This is a genomic window from Thioalkalivibrio sp. ALJ24 (genome assembly GCF_000377785.1).
In the GTDB taxonomy this organism is placed as follows: domain Bacteria; phylum Pseudomonadota; class Gammaproteobacteria; order Ectothiorhodospirales; family Ectothiorhodospiraceae; genus Thioalkalivibrio.
In genome coordinates this window covers 113,156-128,585 of the sequence record NZ_KB898730.1, presented here as the reverse complement: position 1 = coordinate 128,585, position 15,430 = coordinate 113,156, and the positions used below count along the sequence as shown (strand labels likewise).

General features: G+C 60.6%; 9 protein-coding genes. All 9 read right to left on the bottom strand.

The window, feature by feature from the left end; genetic code table 11:
- Nucleotides 1-116 precede the first annotated feature (116 nt).
- The 9 genes from D571_RS0110475 to D571_RS0110450 all read right to left on the bottom strand — a co-directional run bounded on the left by D571_RS0110475 (nucleotide 117) and on the right by D571_RS0110450 (nucleotide 15,426).
- A complete protein-coding gene (locus D571_RS0110475; protein WP_018936640.1) occupies nucleotides 117-3,257 on the bottom strand; it encodes a helicase-related protein in 3,141 nt (1,046 codons plus the stop codon).
- Entirely contained in the window at nucleotides 3,250-5,043 is a 1,794-nt protein-coding gene (locus tag D571_RS0110470) for a phospholipase D family protein (protein ID WP_018936639.1), read from the bottom strand. Before D571_RS0110470 ends, D571_RS0110475 begins: the two co-directional genes overlap by 8 nt.
- Complete coding sequence (locus D571_RS0110465; RefSeq protein ID WP_018936638.1) at nucleotides 5,043-6,275, bottom strand: DUF6361 family protein; 1,233 nt, start codon at nucleotides 6,273-6,275, stop codon at nucleotides 5,043-5,045. Before D571_RS0110465 ends, D571_RS0110470 begins: the two co-directional genes overlap by 1 nt.
- Nucleotides 6,276-6,928: 653 nt before the next feature.
- The gene (locus tag D571_RS14125; protein WP_198003806.1) at nucleotides 6,929-8,038 is read right to left on the bottom strand and encodes a hypothetical protein; all 1,110 of its coding nucleotides are present in this window, start codon (nucleotides 8,036-8,038) and stop codon (nucleotides 6,929-6,931) included.
- Between the two features lie 284 nt (nucleotides 8,039-8,322).
- A complete protein-coding gene (locus tag D571_RS14290) occupies nucleotides 8,323-8,919 on the bottom strand; it encodes a hypothetical protein (RefSeq protein WP_156815777.1) in 597 nt (198 codons plus the stop codon).
- Nucleotides 8,920-9,057: 138 nt separating this feature from the next.
- Nucleotides 9,058-10,005: an IS1595 family transposase gene (locus D571_RS0110455; RefSeq protein ID WP_018936636.1), complete on the bottom strand. Its 948-nt coding sequence runs from the start codon at nucleotides 10,003-10,005 to the stop codon at nucleotides 9,058-9,060.
- Between the two features lie 816 nt (nucleotides 10,006-10,821).
- Nucleotides 10,822-11,295, bottom strand: a complete 474-nt coding sequence (locus tag D571_RS14120; RefSeq protein ID WP_083916895.1) for a HEPN domain-containing protein — start codon at nucleotides 11,293-11,295, stop codon at nucleotides 10,822-10,824.
- Between the two features lie 73 nt (nucleotides 11,296-11,368).
- Nucleotides 11,369-12,034, bottom strand: coding sequence for a hypothetical protein (locus tag D571_RS14285; protein WP_156815776.1), 666 nt, complete (start codon nucleotides 12,032-12,034; stop codon nucleotides 11,369-11,371).
- Between the two features lie 197 nt (nucleotides 12,035-12,231).
- On the bottom strand, nucleotides 12,232-15,426 hold the full coding sequence (locus D571_RS0110450; RefSeq protein ID WP_018936635.1) for a type I restriction endonuclease subunit R: 3,195 nt from the start codon (nucleotides 15,424-15,426) through the stop codon (nucleotides 12,232-12,234).
- Between the last annotated feature and the right edge of the window lie 4 nt (nucleotides 15,427-15,430).

Sequence of the window (15,430 nt, the reverse complement as noted above, 5' to 3'; positions counted from 1 at the left end):
GGGGAACCTACGTGGTGAACGGCTTCTCGCGCTTCGGGATAGCTACATATCCGTGTTGGTCCGCCCATGCGGCACGTCAGATATGAGGTACAAAGGCCACCAGGCGCTCACGCCTCTCAATCTTTGCTCATAGGAGGCAAGAGCGAGATCTGCCAATCCTCCGGCGCGTCCTCTGGCAGCGCCTGATCGAGATAGGCGATCAGGTCTTCCTGGCGAGGCTGCCCGAACACCATCCGATAGAGGGCAAGCTGGCGTTTCATCTGCTGAAGTCTCCCGACATCGCGGCTTAGCGGGAGCAGCAACACGCGCCGGAGGATTCGGGCATCTCCCGCCTCGTAGATCCACCAGGGCGCCAGGTCGGACTGTTGGCCGAAGTCGGTGGTTTCGGCGCACGCGAACAGCCGCTCCCACGGATCCCCCTCGCCCTGCCAACCGGACAGCCCGTCCAGTCCAATATCCTGAGCGACGTTTCGGCGAACCGCGTGCCCCTTGTAGCGGTGCACGCGCCCCTCGCGTTGCTCCATGTCGACCGGGTTCGACGGCAGGTTCCAGTGCACCACGGAATGGCACCAGGTGTGGAAGTCCAGACCTTCCTGGCCGGCCGACGTACTGGACAGCACAAACGGCCGGAAGGGTGAGTTGAACGCCGCGCGCACAGCATCGGCGCGCGCGATGGGACCACTGCTGTCATCGCGCATATCCCCGAAGCGCAGCGCGAAACGACAACGGATGGAGAAGTCATCCACCGCGACCTGGTGCCCCCTCATCTGGACCTCATCCACCTTGAGCTGCGCCGAACGCATCGACAGCGATTCCGCGATCGCCCGCGCCACGCCGTCGATGCGCTCGGCCGGGGCCGCGTCCACCAGGCCGAGCTGTTCCGGCAACACATGCACATGCTCGTCCAGCACCGCCTGCAGGTTGCCTTCGACCGCATAGTCGAGCGCCTGGCGCCAGTACGGCAGATCGTCCCGATTCTGGATCAGAACCACGCTCTCGGGGAGGTTGAACAGGGTACGGAAGCCATTCGCGACCTGCGCGGCGCCTGAAAGCAACGCCGGGTCGTTCCAGTCCACATCCGGTGCTACCCGCCGTAGCGCACGCACACCGCAGGCCCCCGGTCCGCCCAGTGCGAACCGGGCCACCACGTCGGCCAGATCCGGCGGTCGCCGCCCCAGGTCGAGGCCGCCCTGCATCGCCTCGATCATGTGATCGACGTGGGCATGGAAGTGGTCGCCGCTTTCGCGTTCGGGAATGGCCTCGGACCAGCCGCTCGCCGACCGCATCCACTCCACCAGGTGATCGTCGTGTTCCAGCATGGCGATGGTGGCCCAGTACCAACGCTCATCCACTCTTCCATGAGCTTCGCCCTCGGGAAGCTCAGCGAGCAGTTCGCGACATCGCCTGGCAGCGGCTGCAAGAAGCGTGTCCAAACTCGGCGGATCGCCATTCGAGAGATCCATGGACAAGCGAAGCGGATCCAGCTCGCGCGCCAAACGAGGGGCCGGCATGATCCGCGCCAGTGCCGGCATCCCGGTCAGTCGACCGTCCGCATCCGTATGGAACCGCAGGAGGGGCCGAACGCGCTCATAGGTATTGCTGTAGGTGACGTCTTCGCCGTCCTGACCAAACGCCCGGGCCTGGGCCTCGTACGAGCACAGGGTTGCGATCGCATCCGGCACCGCGTTCCAGGCCGAAAACACCAGTTGTTTGGTGACCTGCCCGGCGCGTGCCCAGGGCCCCGCGAGCTGCGTGTACGGCAATGAAGGCGGAAGCCACAAGAGCTCCCAGAGACCGGAATCCACGGTTTCGTTGACGAACGCGCGCATCCGCGCGTGAGGGATTTCCAGCGACTGATAGTTCTCGACACGCTGGCGGTCGATCGTGCTTACCCCATTCGCATCCCTAATTGCGCGCTTCAGCTCCGTCGGCGGCGCCTCGCCGATCGCGTCCAGCTCCCGACGCAACTGGTAGTCGCGCATGTAACTGAGCATGTACGGAATCGACTTCCAGTACTCGATCACATCCGGCAGACCGGCCGCACGCGCCGTCGCGTCGATGTTCCGCGCGTACTCGAGATCCGAAGGCGACAAAGTGACCACCCGCTCATCCCCGTCCAGCATGGCATCCCGCCGCCGCGTCAGGCCCACCCGCTCGGTCCGGCACATCACCTTCATCAAATGGGATTGCAGGCGTTCGCGCGCCTCATGGAGCCCCTCGTGATGTCCCTCCGCGAGTTGTCGGCAGCCGCGTCGATACGCCTCGAGATGGTCTCCCAGGCGATCGCTTTCATCCGGGTCGCCGTACAGGAACCCCACCGTGTTCCGAAACTCCTCGTGGTGATCCTCGTCCGACTCGCCGTGCATGCTCAGCATCCGGTACGGGGTCGCCGACAACAGGAGCAGTCGCACCCCGTCCAGCGAGAAAAGGTCGTTGGCCAGTGCCGCCTCTTCCGTCTCCCCGTTCAACAGGTCGGAAAACCGCTGAAACTCGTCCAGGATCACCAACGAGGGACGCAGGGCCGCCAGGCAGACCCGGGCAAGCTGGCGGCGTAGCTCACCCACCACGGCATTGCGCTCGGTGTTCGCCTCCGGGCCGCGCTCGGCTTCAGGGGCTTCGTAGACCTCGCAGATATGCTGAAGCCGTTCGCGCAGATGCACCTGCTGGCGCAGATGTTCGACGAACGCCTCCGCCAGGTCCGGATCGATCGCCTCCGGGCGTTTCTCCAGCCACTGGGGCCAGGTTTCGCCGACGCTGCACTGGAGAGCCTTGCTCAGCCCCACCGAACTGAGCCCCTCCAGCCCGTCGAGCAGATGGAACAGCAACACCCGCTCCTGCACCTTCCCCGTGCTGGAGCGCAGATTGAACGTCGTCCCGGGTGTCAGGCTGATGAAATTGACCGGGTTGCGGTTGAGATGATGCACCGTCTGCGGCAGCAGCGTCAGTCGACTGGCAAGGGCAAACCCGCCCTCTTCCATCACGTTCATCCGACGCACGTTCTGCTCGGCAATCGCCGCATTCGAGCACACGTAGATGATGTCGATGCGCTCCCCTCGTCCGCTTAACGCCTCCAGGGTGCGTGCGATGACGCCGCGAGCGACCAGGGTCTTGCCGAGCCCCACCTCGTCGGCCACCAGGAAACGCCCGCTGCCCGCCGGGTCGAACAGCCGCTGGAAGGCGTAATCCACGGTGCGTCGCTGAAACGGCTTGAGCCCGTCCAGCACCGGCCCGGCATCGAAGCTTTCGATCTTATCCATCGCGGCGCTCCATCGCTTCCTGGTACGTACGCCAAAGAGCCTCGAACTCCGGCGGCACCAACTCGGAGCCACCGACGCGTCTTTGCAAGCGCTCGATCATCTCCGCAATATCCTGCAGGCGTTCCGGTTCGCGGCTGTAACAGCGGGTCATCTCCTCCAGCAGCGGCAGCTCATCCAGCGCAGCCTTGTGCCAGTGTCCATGGCCGCTTCCCGCGATCGGCATGAAGGCCGCTGCGGAGGCATCATCGCCGGCCAGCAGCAGCATCAAATAGCGCAGGAACCCGTCGCGGTTCTCCACCACGGCACGCAGAATCGCCGCCTCGCGGTCCTCCGCGGGCAAACCCTCGATCGGCAGGTTCAGTGCAAAACGCAGCGGCTCCGCGGCCGGATCCGTCAGCTCGAAGGCAATCACACCGGTCAGGTACGCGGGTCCACCATGGGCCAGCTCCGTCCGATGTTCTTCCTGAGCCGCCTCAAGCGTCACCGCCTCATTCGGCCGCCGGCTCACCGGCCACGCGCGGCAGGCCACCGATTCCGGCACCTCGACGCCCCCGGCCAGCCACAAACGCCACATACCCTGGGCACTGCCGGGCTCGCACACAACCTTCAACCCGCCACGGGCCAGCGCCGTACGGACTTGCTCCAGCCGCTCGCGCGCCCGGACCTTTTCCACGTCCTCGTCAGAGACATCCTCCCCGGGTGCCCAGTGCTGAAGCACACTCCCGAGACCCTTTTCGCCCAGCAGGTCGTCGATACCGCCCAGCTTGCGGCGCGGCCCGGTCAAAGTCGCCATCACCTCGAGGTTGTGCTGCGCCAGCAATGCGGCATCCGTCACGTTCGCCGAGCCCAGGGTGATCGACGTGCGTGTGCCCTGCTCGCGGATCCACGCCTTGGCATGCAGACCGTGAGTGTCGTGGTCGATCTCGCCCTCGTTGTCTTCTGTCTCGGCCGCTTCATGCAGCACATAACAAGCATCGAACGCACCGCAGACTTCCGGCGATACCTGCTCCAGCTCCTCCGGCCGCGAAATCAACGCCACCGGTTCGGAACTGGCATCGGCCAGCCGACGCAGCGCCGCATCCTTCAGAAACGGCGAGATCACCGCCAGGCGGCCGCCCGGCTCGGATTCCCAGCGCTTCCCCGGCAGTCCCGGAACCACAAACTCCAGGGTTTCGGCGCCATCGGGCAACGCGAAGTCGCAAGTCATCAGATCGCGGGCCAGATCCCGGGCCTGCGCGTGCCGATCCGCATCCAATTCCCGCGTCGCCAGCCCCGGCAGACTCTCCACCAACCGCGCCAGGGGCCGGTTCGACTCAATGCTTTCCTCGCCCAGCACGCCATCAAGCTGCAGCGAGAGATCCCAGGAGCGATCATCGGTGACATTGCGCGACAGGATCGCCACCCGCAGCAGCGGCGGTTCCTGTACCCCCGGGTCCGGCTGGAAGCGCAGCACCCAGACCTTGGGGTGAAACACCCCGTCGCCGGGCGGGTCCACCTCCACCATGCACGGCTCCAGCAGCCCGAAAAGATGGTTGCCGTCCTTCGGCGCGCGCATCTGGCCGCGCTGGAGATAGAGCGTCACCCGATCCATCGTGCGCCGGACCGATTCGTACACCGCGATTCCGTCATCGCTCCGCCCGGCTCCGAGCAGCGACAGATGGACCGGGATGGTCAGCAGCGTGGGAATGTCGAGCGAGAAAGTGGTGCCCAGCGCCTGGTCCAGCGAGTAACCGGGCGGTGGCGTAAGCAGGCTGGTGTACAGGTTGCGCCCGTTGGGGTCCAGCATTACCCCTCCTCGCCGTACAACGCCGTGTGCAGATCCCGGTGGAAACGCATCACCGTCGGCCACCGATAGTTGTAGCGATGGGCTCCCGACTGGCCGCTCCACTGCGTCAGCGCCTGTGGGTTGGTAAAGCGCGAGCGCGCCTTTTTCAGCAGTGTTTCGCGCCGCCGTACCAGATCACGCGCCGCCTCATCGGCCCGCAACCGCGCCCCGTCGCTGCCGCAAGCCACGACGCGTTCCCGCCAGTCCCGCAAAAAGCGCCTTGCGCCTTCGGGCACCCGCAGCGCCCCCACCTCGGTCAGCGCGAAGAGTTCGTCGAGGTTCCATTCCGCGAATGGCAATGCGTGAGCCGACTCGGTCCAGTCGTCCAGCCACTGCTGGTAGTACTCCACCCACTCCTCGCGTTCGCGACGTTCCGACAATGCCAGGTTGTAGAGCAGGAACGCCCCCTGGGCGAGCACCGCAAGTTTCTCCGCCTGATCCAGCAGTGCCTGCTGCCGCTCACTGAAACTCGCCCGATCGGGATGCTCCCAGGGATAAGTCACGTCCGCCGGGGCGCAACCTTCGAACAGGTGAGCCAGCAGACTGGTGGGGTGGCTCTCGCGCACCCGGTCCAGCAGAAACTCCGCTTCCCCAACCTCGAGCGCCAGGGACACCCCGCCCGGGAAGCCGTCGGGTGGCTTCGGCAAGCCCGGGTGCCAGGTACGGTACTCCGAATCCCCGGAACCGGAGCCACCCTGACCCTCCAGGCGACCATACTCTCGCCGCTGCTCCACCAGGCCAGCCACACTCCGGTGGTAACGCTCCTGCGACAGCGGCACCTTGCGAATGCCCCACGAAGCCAGCCCCGCCCAATACACCGAACTGGGTAATCGCTGCAGCGTACGGCCGGATCCGATGCCGAACACTCCGGCCCGGTCGTCCGACTCACGCAGCACATCCACAATGCGAAACTCCAGATCCGCCGCCCGGGCCGGCACCTTCTCCGCCGCAAGCGCCCCCTGCGCCAACTCCGCCTCTACCTGCTGATACACCCACGCCACCAGCAGCATGTAGCGCAAGCGCGTCTGGATCGTACTCGTGCCCGGAAAAAGCAGATCCGCCAGGTTGTCCCGAATCGCACCGAGACCCAGCTCGTCACGCGTATCGCGCTCCTCGAACATCGCCAGGACGCGCATACTGCGCTCACGCGCATCCGCGTCGTGGTCAAGCCAAGCGAGTTTCGACTGGAGCATTCGCTTTCCCTCTCTCCTCCGACCGTCTTGCTTCTTATCCGAAAGCCACCCTAATCCATTTTATATATAAAACATAAGGACTAGCCTAAAAAACGAACACCACCAAGACACTTCTCAGGGTCCAAAACACCCCGAAATAATTCAATATATCCAGGGTATCCCTCTACCGCGGACGCAACATCCACATTCTCTATCTCCGAATGAACAATCGGGGTCCGACCCACCGGACTACGACGGAGGCGCTCCCCAAACGTGTATCCGTACTTCAAAGCACCATCGTTCATCGAATGGTATTGCTTTATCTCGCCGTCAACCGCGGATGCCGCGATAGCCCACTCCACGACCCCATCCGCTTCTTGCGCCACCGCTTTCCATCGAAAACCCTGACTACTCGCAGCAAGGGAAGCCCACCTGTTGATCCCACCCTCAAGTAAACTGCGTGCGAAGCTCCCCTAGAAGCCGTCATAACGGCGCCTCCGGTGTTTTGGCACAGGGCCCCGGTATCGATTGTATCGGCTCGGAAGGCCGCCACATTCCAGCACCCGAAAGGAAAGATTTGACTTCATCGCGGAAGCTAACACTTCGCGTAACCGGCAGCCGAACACAGCTGAGCAAGGCGGCGCCGTTCTTGATCATCCGCATTCACGCCATTATTAGGATTGTTCATGGGCAGGTCGCTGGTCGTAGATTAGAAACTTGTAATAATAAAGAGACTTAATGACGTGATGTAGATTATGCATTTCTCGGAATGAGATGAGCAGCAAACGCATGAAATCAAGAAACGCAAGGTCTTCCCCTTGAGCGTTATCAAGTCGGCCACCATCTGGAAAATAGGTAATAACCTGTGTTGATTGGTTGTACAGAACGTTATTGTGGGCGACGGCATTGCGCAGCCCAAGGTTAAAAACGTGTTGGGAGAAGTCGTACCAGCAGTCATCTAGGTACTTGAACTTGTCGGAAAGAGTCTTTTCGGAGAATTTTTGCAGACTACTCAATGCGCCCCCATCAATAGTCCTAAACGAGTTTGCATCTCCTCTATGTAAAAGATTATTTATCCCGGAGACAAGCACGAGTTGCCTACCGATAACTTCTAGAATATCTTTGTAGAGGTCCTTGAAGCTATAAAAGTCGCTTGACGAAACGCGCCCAGCCACAATTTCTGACTCTTCTCCCTTGATAAGGTCTAGAAATAGTGCAGGCCGCAATGGTAGCTCCGCATCAAATATCTTTGGGTATATCTTCAGACAATCTCTCTGAAGGGCATCTATGAATCCTGAACTAAATATCTCATCAATAAACGAATCCAAGGCCGCTCTGTCGAGTGCGAAGAGCATCCTCGGCAATTTTTCCGAAATCTCCCTCCCATGTTCATGCACGACAAATGGGAAGAAGGCTTTGGCTATAACCCGATAAAGGGTAGCATTCAGATCTTGTGGAAGAAGGGATTGCTCTTCATCTTCCTCAAGATATTCTGCCGCCCTTCGCTGGAAAAGTTGCTTATTCTTTCCATGATAAAGATTGATTATCCGCTTCAGCTCTTCGGACTTTGGATAGAGCTGATTCAGAGCATGCAACCTATCCGAATGAAACTGGGACATCTCAAAAGCTTTCCTTCGGTCCCCGCCCGTCGCTTCCTCCACTTGCGCAAGTGAAGAAAACCATGGTGTGCCGCCTTGCACATACTCGCCGAATTTAACCGGGAAATCCAAATGAAGGTCGACAAAAGGGTTTGCCCCGGAGAAAGGGCCATTGGCTTGGTGCATAGATGGTTCACACCCATTAAAACTGAATTTGGCACGAGGGGCGTCGGAGATGTCTAATATGATTTCCAGTTGCGAATGACAATGTGGGCATGAAAACTCGATTGGCTGAATGAGTCGATTCGAATATCCAATCCTGCAGTCGGTATCTTGCTCACACGTACCACAGGTAATTGTCATGCACGTGTTCATGAATCCTTCACCTGGCTGCTGTCAATCCTAACGTTAGCGCTGAGTGGCGCGCCAACGCGTCCGCTCGAGCGTATTGCTGGCATCCTACATTAGAACTAATCGTTGGGGTGGCTCTCCATTTCATCAAGCTTATTCTCAACGCCGCATGCAATGCTATCAAGGAATGGTATAATCTGGTTCATACATTGCTGCAGATGGTCAAAGTTGATATGCGTGATTCCCGGAAGTGAGGGGGACCCATCCTTCTTATCTGGATAGCGAAAAGCCATGGATTCGGGGTCAACCGTGGAAAACTGTTCTATGAAGTGATCCGCAGCCGCGAACTCCGGTGGGTCACCATGATCTGCCCAGACGTCCCTGGCCAAGCCTTTGGCTAGTGACCACAAACAGTTAAGTTTGTGATGGGTTGGATGCCCTTCTTCGGGTCTTTGTAGAAGCCTGCGCGCGAGGAGAATGATCCCCTTTAGCTGCAACTCCAAGTGCTGCCGGTACATAAAAACAATGGGATATACAAAATAGTCTTGGTCTTGCCGCTCTTCGCCAACATGGGCGATGAGCACCTCCGCCGCTCGCTTGTATCCCTCAACGTAGCCATGGCGTTGGTCTAACGAGAAGTTCAGACATGCGGTCAACTGCCAATCATGAGACCCATCGCCTGATGAGAACAGATCTGGGTATTCGCCTGTTTTCACACGGGTACTCCAAGCATGCCAACCCTACCGTAACCGGCTAGCTTACCCGTAGCGAAGACGAAGGTTAAGCCAGTCCAAGTTGACGCCTTTGTTAGCATTCTCCTTTTTTCGGTCTACGCGCCATGAATTTCCTGATTATCAATGAGACTCCGCCGACCGTAGGGAGCAGAGGGGTGCGGGCCCATAGCCCACGGCAGCGACTAGCAGCCGCTTGGGCAATGCCGCCAGATCGAAACGGCGGTTGAAGCGATAGGCAAAGGCCGCGAGGTATCGCTCGGCGTACCTGACGAACGCAAACGCATGGTGCGCTCCGCTCAGGCGGGTCTTCAGGTTGCCAAGCACCGTGTTGACCCACTGGAACTCGGGCAGATCCCGGGACTTGCGGCCGCCCCCGACCGTGGGCTCATGCCGGCAATCGGCCTGCGTGACCGCCCGGAAGCAGCCCAGACCGTCGGAGCGGACGGTGCTGCCCGGCGCCAGCCAGGTGCGGGCCCACTGGCCCATGACTTCGGCGCTGGAGGTTTTCACCGGCGTCAGCTTGGCTCGTCGCGGATGCCCAGCGTCGTCGAGCGAGACCGCCGCCACGAACGCCACCTTGTTCTCCGACCCGCGTCCCACTTTGCCCCCGGTCCGTTCGCCGCCCAGATAGGCATCATCCACCTGCACGATGCCGTCGAGCGTATAGTGTGCCTCCCGCTCGGCCATCGCCTTCATCAGCTTGTGGTGCAGTGCCCAGGCAGTGGGGTAGCTGACTCCCGGCTGACGCTTCAGCTCCAGGGCCGAAAGCCCGGTCTTGTCCTGACCGATCAGATAGATGGCCAGAAACCACGTGGTCAGCGGCAGCTTGGTCCCCTGCATCACGGTGCCGGCGGTCAGCGAGGCCTGGTGCCGGCAGACCTGGCACTGAAACCACTTGCGCGGCCTGTGCAGTACGCAGTGGGCCCCGCCCCCGCAGCGTGGACAGCGAAAGCCGTCCGGCCAGCGGGCCTCCTCGAGCGCCGATTCGCACTGAGCCTCCGTGCCGTAACGCGCCAGGAACGCCGGCAACGACAGGCCCTGCTGAAACTGAATCCGGTTCTGCGCCATGATGCCGCTCTCCGCTGGATGTGGACCTCCAGCGTACGCCCGGGGGTGGCTCACTCAGTGAGCCTGGATGAGCTTCATTGATAATCAGGATGAATTTAGACAGTGCGGCCACAATTCCTGTCCACTCTGTATCGTACAAAGCGGCTTCTTATATTGAGAGTCACCGATCACGAAGGGCTCCGCACAAGATTTACCTAATGTAGTCTCGAATCTCACGACACCACTCCATTGATACCCCAAGGCCCGCTCCTTATCCACAACCGAACCCAGATACCCCGCAATTGATTGGCCAGCCCCAAGGGCGGGCATATAGCTCCCCCCATCGTCTCGAGAAAACGGCGCTGCGCCATCGTTATGCTTTGGGTAGTCTTCGTTATCCCATTTAATAAAAATATTCTTGGCTGCGCTGATTCCGTAGTTTTTACGCGAAACAGGTATAGAACTGGCCTGCTCCGAAGGTCAATTTCAGGCAGCGGAAACGGGTATCGATCTCTTTCAGCTTGTTTTGAAACCCTAAACGAGATCGATCCGCTCCAGACCGCTATGATGAGACCGAAAGAAGCTGCGACTAGAGTATACAAGTGCGGCGGGTCCACTCCGATCGAGGCTTGCGCGAGCCACACGACAGCAACCACAGCAGTCAATATCGATGCGAGTAGCGCGCACCCGATAAGCCAGCCGGTTCTCCCCCACCAAGTCATCATGATCCGTCGGTCTTATTGATAACGCCAGCGCACAACGGCGCCCTTGTAGTGGATGCGCAGACTCAACGAAAAGGGCGTCCGGCGCCCGTCAGCCCCTTATTGATGCGCTTTGTTAGGCTTGAATGCTTGGAGCATAGCATTTAACCCAGGCAATAAGCTTAAGACTGGCTTGCTGCATGACCGATGCTGGGAAGTGCTCTAGCGTACGACCATAGCGAATTTCGTTGGGAAATTTAGATGCGCCAAACTCCTCTGCCTCAAGCAAATTACCGAGCGTGGCATCACTATAATTGTCGCTGGCGGAGACACCCCGTATGCGACTCGCCGGGACGCGCTTGATAGCCCCGTTTGAATCCACGTCCTCAATGGAGCAATCTGACACGAGACCCATGAGCTTTGAAAGATCGTGCGTCTTGGGTACCGTTACCCCTGCCTCAGATAGTGCATATTTAAGCGCTATCTCGCACGCAACCAAAGCTGTATACAAAGCGGCTCGCTGTCCTTCCTCGTGCAAGGATTCGCTATGAAGAATTAGATTGCTGGCCTCAGCCATAGCTTCCGCAAATTCTAGGTTATATTCACCCATGGCTTCCGACGCTTTTTCTACCTAACACTCCGGTTCAGGTACGCGAGGTACGAGTGTCACCTGCAACCGATGGTTAGCGGTTATCACTTTCTTGCCGGCTTGCTTCATCCATGACCTCTTTACCAGACACTTTAACTGGCTTTAAGTCCGGATCACGTTTTTCCGCTTCAGCAATCAACAGCCCAGTGTATTCTTCTCCTTCGGTTGCAGCCTTCCTTACAAATGCGGCCACACGAAGGAAATTCGCGGACTTACTCCCTCTGCTTTGATCAGCAATTAGCTCCTCTTTGCTTCCATTGTAGTGCTTAATTAATCGTTCCGAATGTTCTCTAACAATTCGGTACCTCGCCATTGCACCGGAATACACGCCGGAAAGCTTCGTCGGCAGCCGGGAAACCACTTCCATTCGACTTTCCACAACGACCACTGGGAGATCTGGATCAAGCTGATTCTCGGGATCCGCCACTGTGAGCAGGATATCTACAGCCGCAGAATCGCTGAGATCGTGTAAATTCAGCTTCACGAGACCGAAGTAGGTATCTAACGCTCTAATCTCTGAATAAGCTGCTTGGAGTGCAACGGTAGCGTTTTTATCAGCTTGCGCTGTTGCGTCCTGGCGATCCCGGTAAAGCCTATGGAAATGTAATCCAAGGGCGACTATTACCGCTGTTGTAGTAGCAAAGGCAGTGATAATTCCCGTCCATCCCGATGTCACTACAATTTGCAGCTCACTTTCCAAGGGCATACCCCCTAAAAGTGTATTAGACAGAATCTGGCTAACACAGATATAGCCGTGATATTCCGCGATCTAGGTTCCATCCGATTCGGTTGGCTATGCGCACATGCGAGACTCCGTGCGAAAACGAATGACGGCATGGCAGCATTGTGGCTTTCGCTTTCCTGTTAACGGGGGCCACGATGTACTGAAGCACTTATTCATTGTCCGGGCCAGGTGGTCGCAGTTCGTTGTTCCCTTGGCGCGCCGGTCAGCAGGCGCAGGATCACGAGGGCAAAGTCCCGCTGCCGCTCCGGGTCGTCTAGGACCTGCATGGACAATTTCTCGTGTTCGGTCATGGCGTCGAGGACGGTGTCGGTGACGCGTTTGGGGAACAGCCCGTGCATCACTTGGTCGGGGCTGTGGTTCTCGACCTGGGCCATCACGGCATCGTCGCGGCGGATGCGGTCGGCGATGCCGTTGGCGAACTGGAGCTTGTCTTCGTCGCTCACCTCGGCGCCAAAGAGTTCGTTGAGCTGGTCGATGATCTCGGAGAGGCGTTTCTTCTCCGGGTCGTGCGGTTTGCCCGACCCGACGTCGGAGACGGGCTTGAGGCCTTCGTAATCGGCGCCCTCCTCTTCCAGGCTCAGGCGCTGTTCGGCGCGCTTGTTCAGGCGGTAGTGGGTCAGCTCCAGTTCGTCGACGTCGATTTGCTCTTCTTCGAGGTTCTCGATGCGCAGCAGCGGATGCAGGGCGCGGGCGTAGACGTTGAGCTGTTCCAGCTCGTGGTCCTCGAAGTCGACGATCTGTGACAGGAACTCGTAGCTGCGCACGAAGCTCTGCAGGTTCTTGCGGAACAGGTCGAGCTCGTCGCGGGTGGTGTGGGCGTCCTTCAGCTCCTGCTCGGCGCGGTGCAGACCCGGCTTGTCGCCATTGCGTTCGGCCTCGTCGTAGGCGGCCTTCCAGGTCTGGATCTGCTCCAGCACCGCCTTGTAGCGGGCGTGGTAGCGCTCCTTCGCGGGCTGGCAGTAGTAGCTGAGCTGGCTGGCGCCGGCCTTCGGATCAAAGAACGCGCGGGCGAAGTTCTCGACCTCGTCCCAGTGGTAGATGCCGGTGGCGTCCAGGCTTTTCTGCAGGTCGTAGACGATCTGCGGGTCGGAGACGTCGGCCAGTTCGGCCTTGTTGTAGTACGGGCGGAAGGCCTCAAGGATGTCTTCGGCGTCGTTGAAGAAGTCGAGGACGAAGGTGTCCTCCTTGCCCGGGAAGGTGCGGTTCAGCCGCGAGAGGGTCTGCACGCACTCCACGCCCTGCAGCTTCTTGTCCACGTACATGGCGCAGAGCCGGGGCTGGTCGAACCCGGTCTGGAACTTGTTGGCAACGATCATCACGTTGTATTCGTCGGTGTCGAAGGCCTCGGCCAGGTCGCGGCCCTTCAGCCCCGGGTTCAACAGCGAGCTGGTCTCGGTTACCTCCTCGGGGATCACCTCGTCCGGCGGAACGGAGCCGGAGAAGGCGACCAGCGCGTGTACGTCGGGGTAGCCCTTCCCCTGAATGTACTCGCGCATGGCCAACGCGTAGCGCACGGCTTCCTGGCGGCTGCCAGTCACCACCATGGCCTTCGCCTGGCCATCCAGCAGGTGGCGCACGTTGGCACGGAAGTGCTCGACGATCACCTCGACCTTCTGCGTGATGTTGTAGGGGTGCAGGCGCACCCAGCGGGCGATCTTCGTCGAGGCCTTGCGCGACTCCACCTCCTGGTCGTCGGCGTGCGGGTGCGCCAGCTTCCAGGCGGTGGAGTACGTGGTGTAGTTCTTCAGCACGTCGAGGATGAAGCCTTCCTCGATGGCCTGGCGCATGGAGTACAGGTGGAAGGGCTCGGGCTTGTTATCCGTCGAGGGTGGCAGCTCCGGATCCGGCGGGCGGCCGAACAGCTCCAGGGTCTTCGCCTTGGGGGTGGCGGTGAAGGCGTAGTAGCTGATGCGCTCGGCCGGCTTGCGCGCGGCCACGGCCGCGTCCAGCAGTTCCTCGGCGCTGATCTCCTCGTCCTCCGGCTTGTCCGTTCCGAGAATCGCCTTCAGCTTGGTGGCGGAGGACCCGGTCTGCGAGGAATGCGCCTCGTCGGCGATCACCGCGTAGCGCCCGGCGGCCAGGTCCGGGCGCTTGTCCAGCGCGTCGAACAGCGCCGGGAAGGTCTGGATGGTCACGATGATGATGCGGGTCTGCTCGGCCAGCGCCTCGGCCAGTTGCTCCGATTTGCTCTGGCTGCCGACATCGCGGGTGATCGGCCGCACCACACCGTGCGCATGGTCGAACTGGTAGATGGTGTCCTGGAGCTGGCTGTCCAGCACCGTGCGGTCGGTGACCACCACCACGGAGTTGAACAGCTTGCCGCCCGCCTCGTCGTACAGCGCGGCGAGCTGGTGCGCGATCCAGGCGATGGAGTTGGATTTGCCGGAGCCGGCACTGTGCTGGATCAGGTAGCGCTGCCCGGCGCCTTCCTCGCGCGTGGCTTCGATCAGGCGGTTCACCACGTCCCACTGGTGGAAGCGCGGGAAGATCAACGCTTCCTTCTTGCGGCGCTTGCCGTGGAAGTCCTCCTCGGTCTTCTGCTCCAGGTGCAGGAAGCGGCCGATGATCCGGAGCCAGGCATCAGGCTGGAACACGCGCTGCCACAGGTAGCCGGTGGCGTAGCTGTTCGGGTCCGGGGGTGCGGGGTTGCCGGCGCCGCCGTCTTCGGTGCCCCGATTGAAGGGCAGGAACACAGTGTCCTTGCCGTTCAGGCGCGTGGTCATCGCCACCTGGTCCTGGCTGACCGCGAAATGCACCAGCGCCCCGCGCTTGAAGGTCAGTAGCGGCTCGGGCTTGCGGGTGACCGGATCCTTCAGCGGGCGGTCGCGCCGGTATTGGCGCTTGGCGTTCTCCACCGACTGCTTGAACTCGCTCTTCAGCTCCAGCGTGGCGGTGGGGATGCCGTTGACGAACAGCACCAGATCCAGCCGCGGGTTGTACTCGCCGCTGCGCGCGTGCGGCGAGTACGAGACCTCCGGCACCACCCGGAGGCGGTTGGCGCGGTAACGCGCCAGAGACTCGGGGTTCATCTCGTGGTCGGGCCTGAAGCTGCAGAGCTCCAGCTTCACCCCCGGGGTCTTCACCCCGTGGCGCAGCACGTCCAGCGTGCCGCCGCGCTCCAGCTCGCGGGTGACCGCGCGCACCAGGGCCTTCTGCGGGTCCTGCGGGTTCTTGGCGGCGAACTTCTCCCACCGTTCCGGCCAAGCTTCCTGCAGATAGGCCACCAGATCCTCGGTGTACAGCGCATGGGCGGCGTCATAGCCGCTGGCCGGACCGGTCAGCCAGCCATCGGCGGTCATCGCGTCGATGATGTCCTGCTGAAACTGGGCTTCCCTGCTGTCCGCCATAATG

What these genes read in the sequence shown, in the direction of transcription:
- D571_RS0110470 (WP_018936639.1), bottom strand. Translation starts at nt 5,043, where the DNA reads ATGCTGGACCCCAACGGGCGCAACCTGTACACCAGCCTGCTTACGCCA.
- D571_RS14125 (WP_198003806.1), bottom strand. Translation starts at nt 8,038, where the DNA reads ATGCACCAAGCCAATGGCCCTTTCTCCGGGGCAAACCCTTTTGTCGAC.
- D571_RS14120 (WP_083916895.1), bottom strand. Translation starts at nt 11,295, where the DNA reads ATGGGTGAATATAACCTAGAATTTGCGGAAGCTATGGCTGAGGCCAGC.
- D571_RS0110475 (WP_018936640.1), bottom strand. Translation starts at nt 3,257, where the DNA reads ATGGATAAGATCGAAAGCTTCGATGCCGGGCCGGTGCTGGACGGGCTC.
- D571_RS0110465 (WP_018936638.1), bottom strand. Translation starts at nt 6,275, where the DNA reads ATGCTCCAGTCGAAACTCGCTTGGCTTGACCACGACGCGGATGCGCGT.
- D571_RS0110455 (WP_018936636.1), bottom strand. Translation starts at nt 10,005, where the DNA reads ATGGCGCAGAACCGGATTCAGTTTCAGCAGGGCCTGTCGTTGCCGGCG.
- D571_RS0110450 (WP_018936635.1), bottom strand. Translation starts at nt 15,426, where the DNA reads ATGGCGGACAGCAGGGAAGCCCAGTTTCAGCAGGACATCATCGACGCG.